Source organism: Dactylosporangium darangshiense (assembly GCF_039537565.1).
In the GTDB taxonomy this organism is placed as follows: Bacteria; Actinomycetota; Actinomycetes; order Mycobacteriales; family Micromonosporaceae; genus Dactylosporangium; species Dactylosporangium darangshiense.
Window position 1 is genome coordinate 54,198 of the sequence record NZ_BAABAT010000045.1, and the last position, 14,408, is coordinate 68,605.

The 14,408-nt window shown below is 69.9% G+C and carries 10 protein-coding genes and 3 pseudogenes; 6 read left to right on the plus strand and 7 right to left on the minus strand.

Translation table 11 applies throughout. From position 1 onward, the window contains the following. Nucleotides 1–103: 103 nt before the first annotated feature. The 3 genes from ABD901_RS46645 to ABD901_RS46655 form a co-directional block, all read right to left on the minus strand. Nucleotides 104–1,750 carry a helix-turn-helix transcriptional regulator gene (locus tag ABD901_RS46645; protein WP_345138248.1) on the minus strand — a complete coding sequence of 549 codons (1,647 nt, stop codon included), beginning with the start codon at nt 1,748–1,750 and terminating at the stop codon, nt 104–106. Beyond that, a complete protein-coding gene (locus ABD901_RS46650) occupies nt 1,686–2,303 on the minus strand; it encodes a hypothetical protein (RefSeq protein ID WP_345138251.1) in 618 nt (205 codons plus the stop codon). Before ABD901_RS46650 ends, ABD901_RS46645 begins: the two co-directional genes overlap by 65 nt. A 93-nt stretch (nt 2,304–2,396) precedes the next feature. Continuing rightward, nucleotides 2,397–2,945, minus strand: coding sequence for a TetR/AcrR family transcriptional regulator (locus ABD901_RS46655; RefSeq protein WP_345138254.1), 549 nt, complete (start codon nt 2,943–2,945; stop codon nt 2,397–2,399). Nucleotides 2,946–3,295: 350 nt separating this feature from the next. Here ABD901_RS46655 and ABD901_RS46660 point away from each other — a divergent pair. The 3 genes and pseudogenes from ABD901_RS46660 to ABD901_RS46665 all read left to right on the plus strand — a co-directional run. Next, a pseudogene (locus ABD901_RS46660) lies at nt 3,296–3,591 on the plus strand (4-hydroxy-2-oxovalerate aldolase); the annotation flags it as partial. 425 nt (nt 3,592–4,016) lie between these two features. Beyond that, a pseudogene (locus ABD901_RS59275) lies at nt 4,017–4,424 on the plus strand (GAF domain-containing protein); the annotation flags it as partial. A 55-nt stretch (nt 4,425–4,479) separates the two neighbouring features. Next, nucleotides 4,480–5,418: a sensor histidine kinase gene (locus tag ABD901_RS46665; protein WP_345138256.1), complete on the plus strand. Its 939-nt coding sequence runs from the start codon at nt 4,480–4,482 to the stop codon at nt 5,416–5,418. Here ABD901_RS46665 and ABD901_RS46670 read toward each other — a convergent pair. Further along, nucleotides 5,411–6,073 (minus strand): TetR/AcrR family transcriptional regulator, encoded by a 663-nt coding sequence (locus tag ABD901_RS46670; protein ID WP_345138258.1) that lies wholly within the window; start codon nt 6,071–6,073, stop codon nt 5,411–5,413. The genes ABD901_RS46665 and ABD901_RS46670 overlap by 8 nt on opposite strands. A 105-nt stretch (nt 6,074–6,178) precedes the next feature. On the opposite strand from ABD901_RS46670, the gene ABD901_RS46675 reads away from it, so the two are divergent. Beyond that, nucleotides 6,179–9,382 (plus strand): bifunctional cytochrome P450/NADPH--P450 reductase, encoded by a 3,204-nt coding sequence (locus ABD901_RS46675; protein WP_345138259.1) that lies wholly within the window; start codon nt 6,179–6,181, stop codon nt 9,380–9,382. 80 nt (nt 9,383–9,462) lie between these two features. Then, the gene (locus tag ABD901_RS46680; RefSeq protein ID WP_345138261.1) at nt 9,463–10,515 is read left to right on the plus strand and encodes a zinc-binding dehydrogenase; all 1,053 of its coding nucleotides are present in this window, start codon (nt 9,463–9,465) and stop codon (nt 10,513–10,515) included. A 112-nt stretch (nt 10,516–10,627) separates the two neighbouring features. On the opposite strand, the pseudogene ABD901_RS46685 reads toward ABD901_RS46680, so the two are convergent. Both ABD901_RS46685 and ABD901_RS46690 read right to left on the minus strand, forming a co-directional pair. Continuing rightward, a pseudogene (locus ABD901_RS46685) lies at nt 10,628–10,987 on the minus strand (cation:proton antiporter domain-containing protein); the annotation flags it as partial. Nucleotides 10,988–11,627: 640 nt separating this feature from the next. Further along, complete coding sequence (locus tag ABD901_RS46690) at nt 11,628–12,971, minus strand: MFS transporter (protein WP_345138263.1); 1,344 nt, start codon at nt 12,969–12,971, stop codon at nt 11,628–11,630. Between the two features lie 97 nt (nt 12,972–13,068). Here ABD901_RS46690 and ABD901_RS46695 point away from each other — a divergent pair, with 97 nt between their 5' ends. Then, nucleotides 13,069–13,374 carry an ArsR/SmtB family transcription factor gene (locus ABD901_RS46695; protein WP_345138266.1) on the plus strand — a complete coding sequence of 102 codons (306 nt, stop codon included), beginning with the start codon at nt 13,069–13,071 and terminating at the stop codon, nt 13,372–13,374. A gap of 180 nt (nt 13,375–13,554) precedes the next feature. On the opposite strand, the gene ABD901_RS46700 is transcribed toward ABD901_RS46695, so the two are convergent. After that, nucleotides 13,555–14,376 (minus strand): NAD(P)H-binding protein, encoded by an 822-nt coding sequence (locus ABD901_RS46700; RefSeq protein WP_345138268.1) that lies wholly within the window; start codon nt 14,374–14,376, stop codon nt 13,555–13,557. Nucleotides 14,377–14,408 lie beyond the last annotated feature (32 nt).

Consider the following 14,408-nt stretch of genomic DNA (forward strand, 5'->3'; position numbering starts at 1 on the left):
TGCGGCGGGCGGTCCAGCTCGCCGCGACGCACGGTCCAGGCAACCGTCATGCTGGATCAAGGCACCATGCACGAATCGAGTTATGGGTTGAGCAATGTCCAGCCTATAGAGCCTGGTCGTTCTCGTCCGGCGTGATCGTCTCCAGCGCGGCGCGTAGGGCTGCGCGGGAGGTGATGCCCAGTTTGGGGAAGATCCGGTGCAGGTGGGCGCCGACCGTGCGGTGGGACAGGAACAGCCGTTCGCCGATCTGTTTGTTGGTCAGGCCCGTGGCCGCCAGCGTGGCGATCTGCCATTCCTGCGCGGTGAGGCTGGCTGACCGGGTGCCGGGCGAGGTGTCGGGCCGGCTGGTGGCCACGCCAGTTGCGCGTAGCTCGTTACGGGCCCGCTGCGCCCACGGCAGCGCGCCGAGCTGGTCGAAGGTGTCGATGGCGGCGCGCAGGTGCAGGCGGGCTCGGGTGGTGACGCGAGTGCGGCGCAGCCGTTGTCCATAGGCGAGGTGGATGCGAGCACGCTCGAACGGGCACCGATCGGCTGCGGGCAGCGACAGGGCGGCCTCGAACAGCGGGCCGGCTTCATCGTCGTCGGCGGCCACGGCGGCGGCACCGGCCGTGATCAGCGCTGTGCGAGGGGAGATGCGGGCCATGTCGGCCTGTTGGGCGGCGGCGGCGTGAGCGCGGGCCTGGTCGATGTGTCCGGCGCGGACCGCCGCCTCGACCAAATCCATGATCGCCCAGCGGCCCGGGATGCCGGGAGCGAGGGCACCGGGCGGGTCGACCTGGATCGCCTGCACATAGGCTTCCTCGTAGTCGCCCTCGCCCAGGGCGGCGATGGCGCGCGCGTGCCGGGCGCACGACTGCGTTATCCCGATGCCGCGCGGCGCCGCCCAGGTGGAGATCTCGTCGGTCAGGGCCCGGGTCAGGTCCACGTTGCCGCGGGCGGCCGCGACAAATGCCAATTGGAACCGGAGCTGCTCCCCGAGAAGCCGGTAGCCGTTGGCTGCGGCCAGGTCCAGCCCCTCACGTGCCAGGTTGTCGGCCTCGTCCCACTGCCCGCGCTCATAGGAGTCGATGGAAAGCATCAGCAACCCGGCAATGGCCACGCCGATCGCGCCGTCGTCGCGTTCCCGTTCGATCATGCGCTGAATCAGGTACCGGTAGCCGTACAAGTCGTCAACGCCGACGGCCGCGTAGGCCAAGGGCACGACCTGCCAGAGTGCCGCATGGGCGGGCAGGGCCGCGAAGGCGCGGGCGAGACCCTCCCGCACCGTATCGGAGGTGCGGACGGGGTCGGTGTACGCGTCGTAGCACAGTCGGAACGGGGCGACCGTCTCCGGGTCGAACCTGTCCAGCTCCGACTTGAGAAGCTCCCAGGGCTCCGGTCGGGCGGCGTAGATGCTGACAACCAGCAGTGCGTACAGGACCGCGTAGGAGTCCAAGCCGGTGGTGTCGGCGGTGTCGGCGACGTCGTCGAGCGCCCGGTCCAGCAGCCGGTAGGCGGCATCGACGTCACCCTCATTGTTGGTGAGCAGGTGGGCCGTGGCGGCGAACACCAACCCGGTCGGAGTGTCCGGTGCCTGACCGGCGTCGGCCAGCAACTGGGGCACCTCGTCGAGTTGACCGGTGATGCTGGCGAGCAAGGCGGCGTCGACCAGTCGGCGGGATCGGTCGGCCGGGTCCGGGCTGAGTTCACCGGCGCGCACGAGCGCGGCCACCGCGGTGGACGCGGCGACGCGTGGAGAAGGCCGCCTCATCTGACCCTCGGGCGCCGGCGGTTGACGGGTTACAGCGCCGCCAGGTGGAGGTGGCCACCTCCACCAACGCCCGGGCCACCTCCTCATCCGGTCCGGTCGCGGCCTCGGCCAGGTGCCATACCCGGTGCTCCGGGTTGCCCGCGAGGGCGGCGGCCAGCGCTTGGTGGGCTGATCGGCGCTCGTCGGGCGACGATGTCTGCACGATCGCCGAACGCATCAGCGGATGGCGAAACACCATGCGGCCGGTGACCGTGTCCACTTGCAGGACGTCCGCCTGCTGCGCTGAGGCGAGGTCGTCGACGTCCGCATGGCCCTGTGCGGCAGTCCGGACGGTGGTCAGGCTGGCATCCGCCTCCAGCGCGGCGAGCAGCAGCAATCGTCGGGTGGGTGCGGGCAGCGCCCGGATGTCGGTGGCAAACGTAGCCTTCAGCCGCGTGCTCAGCGGGAGGACTCCGGGTAGCGGCTCCTGCCCGCGGCGCTGCCGCTCGGTCAGTGCTGCGGGCAGGTCGCACAGCGCGAGCGGGGTCTCAGCCAGCTGTTCGTTGTAGATCAATACCCGGTCGGTGCACTCCGCTCTGACGCTGCACACGAAGCGTTCCGCGAAAGCGTCCGCCCGAGGCGGGTGTCCTCCGACGTGGTTGGATGGTCAGTCGGCGGGCTCGATCGCTCGGCGTAGCAGCGCCAGCAGCGCCTCGCGTAGTTCGTCGTCGGGTACGTCGTCGGAGTCGCCGGACGTTTCGGCGATCCCGGCGAGCATCACCCGCGCGGCGATCCGGGCGGCCGGGCGTTCGGGATGCCCGGCTACCGCGTCGACGAGTCGGTCGGCGAACCGTTCCAGGTGCGCGAACTCGGGGCTCTCGAGCAACTCCCGGAACTCGCCTCGCAGCAGGGCCATCTCCCGCCGGAACCGGACCGCGAGGTCGACGAAGCCCTCCATGGCGACCCGCTGCGCGGCGGCCGGACCGGCCGTGGCGACGATGCTGTCCTCCAGCGCCCGGATTACCGCGAGCGCCGGGGCCATCAGCTCAATGAGGAGGGATTCCTTGCCGGGGAAGTGGTAGAGCACCGCCGCCTTGGAGCAGCCCACGTCGCGGGCGATGTCCCGCAACGAGGTGCCCTTGTAACCAGCGAACGCGAAGCGCCGCGCCGCAGCCGCGAGGATCTCGTGGCGCATCTCCGGTGCCACCCGTGCCATGCCGCTCCACCCCCAGAACCAGCATGCCTGACCGGTCGGTCAAGGGCTGACCGACCGGTCAGAACGATTCGGTGGTATCGGTCACCAGCGCGCTCATCCAAGCCAGCATGCCCGCCACCAGTGAGTACGTCCGCGAAGGGCACAAGACGGCCGAGGCCATGATCCGATGTAGGGTCGCCGACCGCGAGGCAATCGCGGCTTCGAGTTGGCGATCCAGACGCTCATCGGGGGTCGTGGGTCTCGAGGCGCAGCTCACCCGGAGCCGCTAGCCTACTTCGGGCTCCGGATCACGTGAACCTGCCGCCGTTGGTGTCGATGAGGTGGCGCTCCGCCCGCAGAGTGCTCCCGCCCCGAGTGGGCTGTCCACCCAGGCGCAGGCCAGGTTGATGGAGTCCTACGGCGCCCACTGTGTTTACGTCACCGACTCCGGCGGACGGCTCACCCTGGATGGCGTCCGAGACCGGGTCCGCGCCTACCAGGACGTCCTCGACCCTGGCACCGAAATCGGCATCCAGGCTCACGAGAACTTGTCCCTCTCTGTGGCCAACAGCCTCACCGCCGTTGAGGAGGGCGCCACCCGCGTTGCGCGTCACTCGCCGGCCACGGCGCGGGCGCCGGCAACTGCCCCATCGAACCGTTCATCGCAGCCGGCCCGCCGGCCGGGGACGCGGGGAGCGTGAGCCGCCTCAAGACTGGCGCGGTCGGTGGGATGGGTTTGCCGTCACGACGCCCGGGAAGGCCACCGGAACGCCACGCGGAAGGGGCCAACCCGATGAGGGTTCTCGTGAATCTCACGCGCCCAGGTGTACGCGCGGTGCACTTCTCGCCCTCCGACGTCTTCCGGATGCATGGCGACGAGGCGCTGACGTACGACCCGGAGCCCGATGACGGGTTTCGCCAGGAATGCCACCGTCTGACGACCATGCCGGGTTCCACGGTCACGTGGGCCACCGGATAGCGTTGTGGTGAGCACGCCAGCGCAGGTGGCCGCCTCCCGCGTGACGATCCAGTCTCGCGTGAGCGCACGCCCCTCTGCTGGAGAGGGAGAGCGGGCCGGGGACTGATTCGGTCATGACGGAGACTGGGCGCGAGTTGAGCCCGAACAAGCTGCGGTGCCTCGCCGACGAGCAGGCCTCGCTGCGGCGGGTCGCGACGCTCGTCGCACAGGGAGCGTCGCCGGCGGCGGTGTTCGCGGCGGTCGCCGAGGAGGTGGGCCGTCTGCTGGCTGCCGAGTCCACGGTTGTGGCCAGATACGATCCCGATGGCGCTGTGCCGGTTGGTTCGTGGGGCAGAACGGGCGATGTCGTCGCCATAGGCGGCCGGATCCCGCTGGGCGGTCAGGACGTGACTACACGTGTGTTCGAGACCGGCCGACCGGTGCGGATCGACAAGGAGCCGATCGACATGGAGTCGGCTGATGGCTCCAGCGCGGTGTCTGCCGTTGTGCGCAGACGGGGGGTGCGGTCGGCGGTCGGCGCGCCGATCACCGTGGCGGTAGCCGCTGGGGATGCTGGCCGCATGGTTGCCGCGCGAAGTGGGCTTTCCCTCCGGCGCGGAGGACCGCCTGGCGGATCTCGCCGCGCTCACCGCGACCGCGATCGCCAATGCTGCAGCGCGGGACAGGCTTCGCCGGGTCGCCGACGAGCAGGAGGCGTTGCGGCGGGTGGCGACCCTGGTCGCCCGAGGGGTGGGGCCGAATCTGGTGTTCGCCGCGGTGGCCCAGGAAGTCGGCGCGCGTATCTGGGGCGCGATCGGCGTCGCGTCGCGACGTGAACGGCTTCCCTCGGACACCGAGCAGCGGATGCTCGAGTACACCGACCTCATCACACAGGCGATCGCGAACGCCGAGGCGCGCAGCGAACTGGCGGAGGCGCGCGCGCGTCTCATCGCCGTCGCCGACGAGACCCGCCGGCGGATTGAGCGGGACCTGCACGACGGAGCCCAGCAACGGCTGGTCTCCCTGGCGCTGCAGGTGCGCAGGGCGCAGGCCGAGTTCGGTGAGGAGCTCGACAACATCGCCACCGGGCTGACCGGTGCAATGGACGACCTGCGTGAGCTCGCGCGCGGCATCCACCCGGCGACCCTCACCGAAAGTGGTCTCAGACCCGCGCTCAAGGCGCTCGCTCGCCGCTCATCCGTGCCCGTGGAACTGGACGTGCGGACATCGGCCCGGCTGCCCGAGCCGATCGAGGTGAGCGCCTACTACGTCGTGGCCGAGGCGCTGACGAACGTGGCCAAGCACGCGCAGGCCTCCGTCGCCACGGTCACCGTCGAGACCGCCGACGAGGTCCTGCGCGTCTCGGTCCGCGACGACGGTGTCGGCGGCGCGAACCTCACCGGCGGCACCGGTCTGGCCGGGCTCAAAGATCGCGTGGAGGCGCTCGGCGGCCGGCTCTTCCTCGACAGCCCACCCGGAGCGGGGACCGCCCTGCGCGCGGAGTTTCCGCTTGCCAACGGCGTCGCGGTCACGTGATGGCAAGCCCGGGACCGGGCTGGCGCCCGCGGGTGAGCTGCGCCTCTAGGCCCAGGATGAGCGTCTGCATTGCTAGCTCGAAACCGCGGTCGCCGTCGGCGACCGCACCCGGTGCACCGGCCGACTCCGCTGACTCGAGTGCGGGCTGCATGGCGGCGAGACGTCCGAGGGTCCCGTTGACCTCGGCGATGAGATAGCCCGAAAAGAGGCTGGTGATGACCGCCGCGACCGGGGCCACATCGGTGGGCGGCACGCCCGCGGTGTGCAGGATGCCGGTCAGCGCCGTCCAGAACGGGTCTTCCCGGTCAATGGAGCTTGGGTTGGCGAAGCTGTGCTCGATGAGGTTGGGGTGCTGATGTGCCAGCGCACGGAAGCCATGGGCGACGCTGTGTAGCTGTTCCTGCCAGGTACCGTCGCCCGATTTCGGCCGGAACTGCCTGGCGACGAGGTTCGTGACGCCGCGCAGCAGTGCGGCCTTGTTCGGCACATGGTGGTAGAGCGACATCGGGTTCACTCCTAGCACCGCGGCGAGTTTGCGCATGCTCAGCGCCTCGATCCCGTCGCGATCAATAAGCCCTAACGCCGCGGCGTAGATGCCCTCTTCGGTGAGACGTGCGTCTCTCCGGCCGCCCGCTGCCTGCCCAACCGTAGCCATACGCCGTATGGTAGCAGCAGCCATACACTGTATGGCTGATACTCCCGGCCGTTAGTTCAGGCTCTCCACGACATCGCCTGTGACCTCGCAATGAGGAGGACTTCGATGCGCAACCTCCAGACCATTCCCACCCCGCGCGGGCTTCCGATCGTCGGCAACGCGCTGCAGATCCCGTCGGACGCACCATCTGCGTTCTTCGAGGAGTTGACCCGCCAGTTTTCCGAGGGCATCTACCGGCTCACCCTGGGTAACCGCGAGATCGTCCTGGTCTGGGATCCGGACATGGTGGCCGAGGTGTGCGACGAGTCGCGCTTCTACAAGCCGATCGACAAACCGCACAGTGACGTGCGGGCAATTGCCGGGGACGGCCTGTTCACGGCGAGGGGTGACGAGCCGAACTGGGGCAAGGCCCACCGGATCCTTATGCCCGCGTTCAGCCAGCGGTCGATGAAGGCGTACTTCCCCGAGATGCTCGAGGTTGCCGAGGCGCTGGTCGGCAAGTGGCGGCGCAACGAGGGCAAGGACCTCGACGTCGTCGCGGACATGACCCGGCTGACCCTCGACACGATCGGGTTGACCGGCTTCGACTACCGCTTCAACTCCTTCGACACCGAAGCGCTGCACCCGTTCCTGCAGGCCATGGCTGACGCGCTGATGGAGGCCATGGCGCGGCTGAGGCAGCCGCCCTTCGTCACCGCGTTGCGGGTCCGGCAGGTTCGGACCTTCGAGGAGAACGTCCGCGTCATGCAGTCGCTCGTCGAGGAGGTCATCCGCGAGCGTCGCGCGGGTGGCGGCGATGGTCGCCGCGACCTGCTCAGCCTGATGCTCGGCGCGGTCGACCCCGAGACCGGCGAGCCGCTGTCCGACGAGAACATCCGCAACAACGTGGTGACGTTCCTCATCGCCGGACACGAGACCACCAGTGGCCTGCTCTCCTACGCCCTGTACATGCTGCTGCGCAACCCACACGTGCTGGCCCAGGCGTATGCGGAGGTCGACCGGCTGCTGCCGGGTGACACGGTGCCCACCTACGAGACGATCATGAAGCTGGACGTGATCCCGCGGATCCTGGACGAGACCCTGCGCCTGTGGGGGCCGATCCCCGCGATCGCCCTGGCGCCGTTCGAGGACACCGTGATCGGCGGCAGGTACGCGGTGCCGAAGGGCCAGCAGGTCATGGTCCAGATCCCCGCGCTGCACAAGCACCCCAAGGCGTGGGACCGGCCGACCGAGTTCGACATCGATCGGTGGCTGCCAGAGAACATCTCCAAGCACCACCCGCACGCCTACAAGCCGTTCGGCAACGGCGAGCGGGCCTGCATCGGCCGGCAGTTCGCCCTCACGGAGGCCCGGCTCGCCCTCGCACTGGTCCTGCAGAACTTCGCGATCACCGACCCGAACGACTACCAGATCAAGGTCAAGGAGACGCTCACCCGCAAGCCGGAGAACTTCATCGTGCGGGTGCGCTCCCGCCGGCCGTACGAGCGATTCGACACCGAGGCCAAGGCGGTGCAGGAGCCGCAGGCGCCGGCGGTCGCGGTGAACGCTGTCGGTGTCACGCTACGCGTCGCGTACGGCTCGAATCTGGGCTCCTCGGAGGATCTCGCGCGGCAGCTGGCCGGCCGGGCCGAGCAGTCCGGCTTCGACACGGCGCTGCTCACGCTGGACGAGTTGGCCGACAACCCGCCCAGCGACGGGATCCTGGTCGTGGTCACGCCGAGCTACAACGGCAAGGCCCCGGACAACGCGCAGCGCTTCGACGCCCTCGCCACCGCCGGCGGGCTGAGCGCGGGATCGATGTCGCAGATGCGGTTCGGCGTGCTGGGCAACGGCAACACGCACTGGGTGACGTACCAGGCATTCCCCAAGCGGGTGGAGGCGGCGCTGCTGGCGGCCGGCGCCACGCCGATCGTGCCTCGCGGTGAGGTCGACGCGAACGGCGACTTCGACGGCATGGCAACCACGTGGATGGACGCGCTGTGGGCGGCGCTGGCCGAACAGTACGGCGCGGACACCAGCGCCACCGCCGGCCCGCGGCTGCGGCTGGAGGTCCTCACCGAGGCGCAGGTGCGCCCAGCAGTGGTTTCCGACAAGGCGTACCCGATCACCGTCGTGGCCAGCGAAGCACTGGTCGGCGACCCGACCGGGCTGTGGGACTTCAGCGTGGAGGCGCCCCGCCCGCAGGCCCTGTCGATCACCGTCGAGCTGCCCGACGGGGTCAGCTACGAGACCGGCAACCACTTGGCCGTCTTCGCCAAGAACGATCCCGAGCTGGTGGCCCGGGCGCTGCGGTTGCTTCGGGTACCCCGCGACCAGGTGGTCCGGTTGCGCCACGAGGAGGGCAGCACCGGCACGCACCTGCCGATCGACCAGCCCGTCACCGCGGAGCTGCTGATGACGGAGTTCGTCGAACTGCAGGACGTGGCCACGCGCACGCACGTGCGGGCACTGGTGGAGCACACCCAGTGCCCGTGGACTGCCGCCCAGCTCCAGGGGTACCTCGACGACACCGACGAGGCGCGCCGGCGCTACCAGGACGAGATCCTCGCCAAGCGAGTCTCGGTCCTCACCCTGCTGGAGCAATTCCCCGCCAGCGAGTTGCCGCTGGCCGCCTTCCTGGAGCTGGCCGGGCCCATCCGGCCGCGGTTCTACTCCATCTCCTCGGCCGCCATGGTCGAACCGAACCGGCCGCGACTGACCGTCGGCCTGGTGGAGGGTCCGGCCTTGTCCGGCGACGGGGAGTACCGCGGCCTGGCCTCCCAGTACCTGGCCCGGCTGCGGCCCGGCGACGTGTTCTTCGGCTACGTCCGCGTCCCAACTCCGCCGTTCCACCCGCCGGCCGACCCGACGACGTCCATGATCCTCGTCGGTCCCGGCACCGGCTTCGCCCCACTGCGCGGCTTCCTGCAGGAGCGCGCCGCCCAGCAGGCAAGCGGTGTCGAGATCGGTGTGTCGAAGGTCTTCTACGGCTGCCGCCACCCGGAGCACGACTGGTTCTACCGCGACGAGGTGCAGGCGTGGCAGCAGGCCGGCGTCGCCGAGGTGCACCTGGCCTTCTCCACCGTGCCCGGTCACCCGTACCGGTACGTCCAGCACGCCATCACCGCCGACGGCGACCGCGTCTGGGCAGCGATCCAGAACGGCGCCCACATCTACGTCTGCGGCGACGGCAAGCGGATGGCCCCGGCGGTACGCCAGGCACTGGCCGGCATCCACCGCAGCCACACGGGCGGTAGTGCCGGCGACGCCGAGACGTGGCTCGACCAGCTCGAGAACGACGGGCGCTACCAGCAGGACGTCTTCGCCTGATCGCCGCGTTCGGACACCCATGCCCCGCGCGGTGGGGGCAACCGCAGCACCGCGAGACAGCGCGAGACAAGGAGAATGTCATGTCCACCATGCTTGCCGGCCGGCTCGACTACAACACAGGCAAGTTCGCGATGCAGGAGGTACCCATCCCGCAACCCGGACCGGGTCAGGTAAGGATCAAGGTCGCCGCGGCCGGCATCTGCCTGTCCGACGTCCACCTCATCGACGGCAGCCTGCGGCTGGACACCGCCGTCGACGCGGTGACCCTGGGGCACGAGGTCGCCGGCGTCATCGACGCCGTTGGTGATGAGCGGGTGCCCGCCAACTGGCAGATCGGGCAGCGCGTGCTGCTGCAGGCCGGCCAGCCTTGCGGCGCCTGCCAGCCCTGCCTCCTGGGCCGGGTCGGCCAGTGCCAGCACCCACTGACCCGCGGGGTCGACTACGACGGCGGCTGGGCCGAGTACGCGATCGCCGACCACGTCACCCTCGTCGGCGTACCCGACGATCTTCCGCTGGAGCAGGCCGCAATCATCCCCGACGCGGTCTCCACTCCCTGGGGTGCGATCACCGGCACCGGTGAGGTGCGCCCGGCCCAGGCCGTCGGCGTGTGGGGGTTGGGCGGCCTGGGCGCCCACGCGGTGCAGTTGCTGCGTCTCGTCGGCGCCGCCCCGATCGTCGCCGTGGATCCGCTACCGGCTGCCCGGACCCGGGCCCTCGCCCTGGGCGCCGACCACGTCCTCGACCCGGGCGCCGCCGATTTCGCCGAGCAGGTACGCCGGCTCACCGGCGGGCGGGGCCTCGACGTCGCCTTCGACCTGGCAGGTGCCCCGCCGGTCTGGACCCAGGCTCAGGCCGTCCTCGCCAACGAGGGCCGGCTGATCCTGGTCGGACTGGCACCCCAACCGCTGACGATCCACCAGACCACCCTGTTCAGCTTCCTGAAACAGCAGGTCCGCGGCCACTACGGCAGCGCACCCGAGCACGTCGAGCAGCTCGTCTCCCTGGTGGGCCACCACCGCCTCGACCTTTCCGGGTCGATCAGCGATGTGCTCCCGCTGTCCGAGGCACCCCGAGGCGTCGAACGGCTCGTGAAGAAGGAAGGCACCCCGATCCGGCTGGTTCTCAAGCCCTGAACACGGCAGGGCGGTGCAGAGGTCCGACAGGTCGCGCCCGGCGCGCATGACCGTGCCGTCCGGGCGCACGACGGCGGCGTGCGCACCGCCTTGCCTCAGCCAGCGGTGGAGCTCACTGCCAGGCCGGGTAATGACGAGAGCCGCGCCGCAGCGGGTACAGCGAGCCGCTCGGCAGCGCCAGGCGGCGCATCGCGGCGCCGAGGGCCACCCCGCCCGCGACTCCGATCGCGGCGCCGACGCCCATCTGCAGGGCGAACTCGGCGACGCCGGAGCCGATCGCGGACCATCCGCCGCCGGTGCCGGCGGCGAGGACGGCGGCCATCGCGGCGATCCCGACCGGGTCGTTCGCGCCGGACTCGCCCTCCAGGATCGTGCCGGACCGGCCGGCCACCTCGCGGCGGCCGAGCACGGAGAACACCACGGCCGGGTCGGTCGGGGCCAGCGCCACCCCGAGCAGCAGCGCCGGGCCCCAGCCGAACCCGAACGCGTACCGCCGTCGAACAGCAGCAGGATCAGCATCACCGTGACGATGCGCTGCACCGTGAGCACCGGAATCCGCTGCAGCGCCGGCACCACGTCCGAGACCACCGCGGCCCCGGCGAGGAAGATCGCCGGGGCGGGGACCCGGATGCGCTCACCGACCCGGTTGGACAGCAGCGCGAGCAGGCCGGCAACACTCACCAGTGCGCGATGACCGCGCCGTAGCCTACGACGTCGTTCATCGGCCGCCACCGGTGCTGATAGACGCCACGCGAACGGGCCTCCTGTCTCGGCGCAGCAGCATGACAACGCCGACCAGACTTCCCGGCACACCAGGGCCACACATTACCGTCAACCCGCGCTGTGAGATCAACAGCAATCGGCAGAGACCCGTCCGGTTCCTGTTTACCGGTCCGGTGACGCTCGCCGAACGCCGCCCGGGACGACGCCGACCTTGGCGAGGATCACCACGTGCGGCGATCTGGAGGTCGAGGCGTCGCTGCGGTACCTCGTTGTGGCCGCCGCCGCGGTTCGCGGCCAACTTGTCGTCGCATTCCGTAGGCAACTCTTTCGCCTCGCCAGAGGGAGATAACGCCGACACGCCGGCGTACAAGAATGATGCGTGTAGCGCCTCAGCCGTTGGCGCCTTTAGCGCGTGCGGGTACGGAGGCCGGTTGTGTCAGCGTGGTCAGGAGGAGGGCAACCGTGGTGGCCAGGGCGGCGACGATCGCGCAGGTGATGAATCCGTCGGTGAGGTTGTGCGTGGCTCCGAGGAGTGGGCCGAAAGTGGCGACGCCGATAGCGGCACCGATCTGACGAGAGGTGTTGAACGCTGCGGATGCGGCTCCGTGCAGGGCGGGTTCGACGGCGGCGATGGCTTGTGTGGTCATGGTGGTTACGAGCAGTCCCGAGCTGAACCCGGCGGGGACAAGGGCAAGTACCAGTGGCCAGAGCGCGGATGCGGTGCTGGCCCACGCCACCGCGAGCAGCGTGGTGGCCAGCACGGCCTGACCGATACCCAGTACAGCGGGGCGGCCGATGCGCTGCGCGAGTGGGGCGGCGTAGACGGCGCCGATCGAGATGAGGCCGGTTAGGGGCAGGAACAGCAGCCCGCTGACCAGTGCGCTGAGACCGCGGCCCTGCTGGAGCATCAGGCCCATCGCGAACAGCAGCCCATAGAAGGCGAAGTTGAACAACGCGCCCTGTGTGGCCGTGGCGATGAACCGGCGGTCGGCGTAGACGCCGGGCGGCAGAAGAGGCGCCGGGGTGGACCGTTCGGCCCAGACGAAGCCGACGAGCCCAGCGAGGGCCAGTGCGGCGGCGGCGATGATCGCAGGGCTCACCCAACCCTGCGCGGGGGCTTCGATGAGCGCGAAGACCAGCCCGCCGATCAAGACAGCCGCGGCGCCCATGCCGGCGTTGTCGAGGCGCCGGGGGCGGCGCGTAATGGTGGGCATCGAGCGCAGGCTCCAGACGGCGGCGGGGATTCCGATGACCACGTTGACGGCGAACACGGCCCGCCAGTTCGCGAGCGCGACGAGCGTCCCGCCCAGCAGCGGTCCGGCGGCCATTCCGATGCCTCCTGCGGCGGCCCACCAGCCGACAAGCCGGTGCCGCATCCGCTCGTCGGTCGCGGATGCCGTGGCCAGGACGAGCGCACTGGGCAGCAGCAGAGCGGAGCCTGCGCCTTGGACCAGCCGGGCGACGTTGAGCATCAGCATCGAGGTGGCGGCCGCGCAGACCGCTGAGGACGCGGTGAAGACCAGCAGGCCCGCCACGAAGGCCCGTTTCGCGCCGAGTGCGTCTGTGATCGCCCCGGCACCAAGCATCACCGCGGCGAAGGAGAGCGTGTAGGCGTTGACGGCCCATTCCAGATCGGATCGGGAGGCGTGCAGGTGCGAGGCGAGCTGGGCGAGGGCGAGGTTCACGATCGTGCCGTCGACGAAGACCATGAAGGCCGCGATCAGCGCGAGCACCACGACACCCCGGCGGTGTTCGATACTCATAGAACTACCCTAGAACGTGTTCGACGATCATGGAACAGGAGAGGTACCGTGAACGCGAGGAGGAATCATGGCGTCGCACACACGGGCTCCCGCCGCCCTGGATGTCATTGCTGTCCTGCATGCCCTTGCTGACCCGGTACGCCTGGACCTTGTCCGGCAGTTGCGCGAGTCGGACACGGCGATCGCGTGCGGCCGGTTCGAAACCCGGGTGGCCAAAAGCACCCTCAGCCACCACTTCAAGACCCTCCGGGAAGCGGGCATCATCGCCACCCACCGGGAAGGCGGTCAGGCCCTCAACACGCTGTGCACCGCAGAGCTGGAAGCCTCTTTTCCCGGCCTACTCGGCGCCATCTTCCGTCGGGCTCAGTCATAGCGATGGCCGATGCATGCCCGACGTGTTCCCTCGCCCGCCGGACGACGACGGTCGGCTTTTCGCCGGTACCAGACGGGGTCGGACGGGCTCGTGGTGCAAGTTCCGTGATAACGCACCTGAGTCCTCTCAGGACGGTCGCCGGGAGGACCCGTGCCATTGCAGGAGGTGTGCTGCCCGCCGTTATCCGGCCGTCTCCGGTCTGCTGGCAGACGCGGCCGTGACAGCCGTAGCCAGCGGGTCACAAACCGGGCGGCCGAGAATGGCAGCGAGGTCGGGACTGGTGTCGCCCAGGAAGCCGTGCCGGATCCCGGTCGCAATCGAAGAGAGCATCGGCGGCTGGAACGGCAGCAATCCCGGCATCCCGTCGAGGAGCCTGCGCCGGTACTCGCCCAGGCCGATGGTCCGGTGCGGGACTCCGAGCCGGCCGGCCACGTGCGCTGCCGTGATCGGCGTGCCGACCAGATCGTAGGTGCGCCCGCTGTGTTGTGCTGGAGCCGCGGCGATGATCGCCGCAGCCTCGGCGAGGTCCGCGCGGGCGACCGCGGCCACGGCGCCGTCGTCGAATGGGGACTCCACCCCGCCGTCGGCCCAGATCAGCAGGCCGCCGAAGAGTTCGGCATAAAGACCGTTGCGCAGGACGGTCCACGGCAGGCCGCAGGCGCGCACGAGCCGTTCGGTCGCACGGTGCGCCAGTGCGAAACTGAGGTGGTCGCCGGCACCGGTCAGGCTCGTGTAGATGACATGCCGGACGCCGTCTCGGGTGGCGGCGTCCAGGACGGTCGCGTGCCGCCCGATGACCTGGTCGTCCTCGGCATACCCGGCCGAGATCAGCACTAGGGTCGATACATCGGAAAGGTCAATTCCGGAGGGGTCGTCGAAATCGAGCCGCCGCACTTTACGGCTCGGGGTGCGGCTGCTACCTGTCGCGATCGCGCCGCGGGCATGAAGCGCCGCGAGCATGGCCGAGCCGAGGTTCCCGTTCGCTCCGGTCACCAAAATCATGTGAGTCACAGTCTTCCGTAGTGGTTCTCTTC

What these genes read in the sequence shown, in the direction of transcription:
- ABD901_RS46700 (WP_345138268.1), bottom strand. Translation starts at nt 14,376, where the DNA reads ATGATTTTGGTGACCGGAGCGAACGGGAACCTCGGCTCGGCCATGCTC.
- ABD901_RS46675 (WP_345138259.1), top strand. Translation starts at nt 6,179, where the DNA reads ATGCGCAACCTCCAGACCATTCCCACCCCGCGCGGGCTTCCGATCGTC.
- ABD901_RS46680 (WP_345138261.1), top strand. Translation starts at nt 9,463, where the DNA reads ATGTCCACCATGCTTGCCGGCCGGCTCGACTACAACACAGGCAAGTTC.
- ABD901_RS46670 (WP_345138258.1), bottom strand. Translation starts at nt 6,073, where the DNA reads ATGGCTACGGTTGGGCAGGCAGCGGGCGGCCGGAGAGACGCACGTCTC.
- ABD901_RS46655 (WP_345138254.1), bottom strand. Translation starts at nt 2,945, where the DNA reads ATGGCACGGGTGGCACCGGAGATGCGCCACGAGATCCTCGCGGCTGCG.
- ABD901_RS46645 (WP_345138248.1), bottom strand. Translation starts at nt 1,750, where the DNA reads ATGAGGCGGCCTTCTCCACGCGTCGCCGCGTCCACCGCGGTGGCCGCG.
- ABD901_RS46695 (WP_345138266.1), top strand. Translation starts at nt 13,069, where the DNA reads ATGGCGTCGCACACACGGGCTCCCGCCGCCCTGGATGTCATTGCTGTC.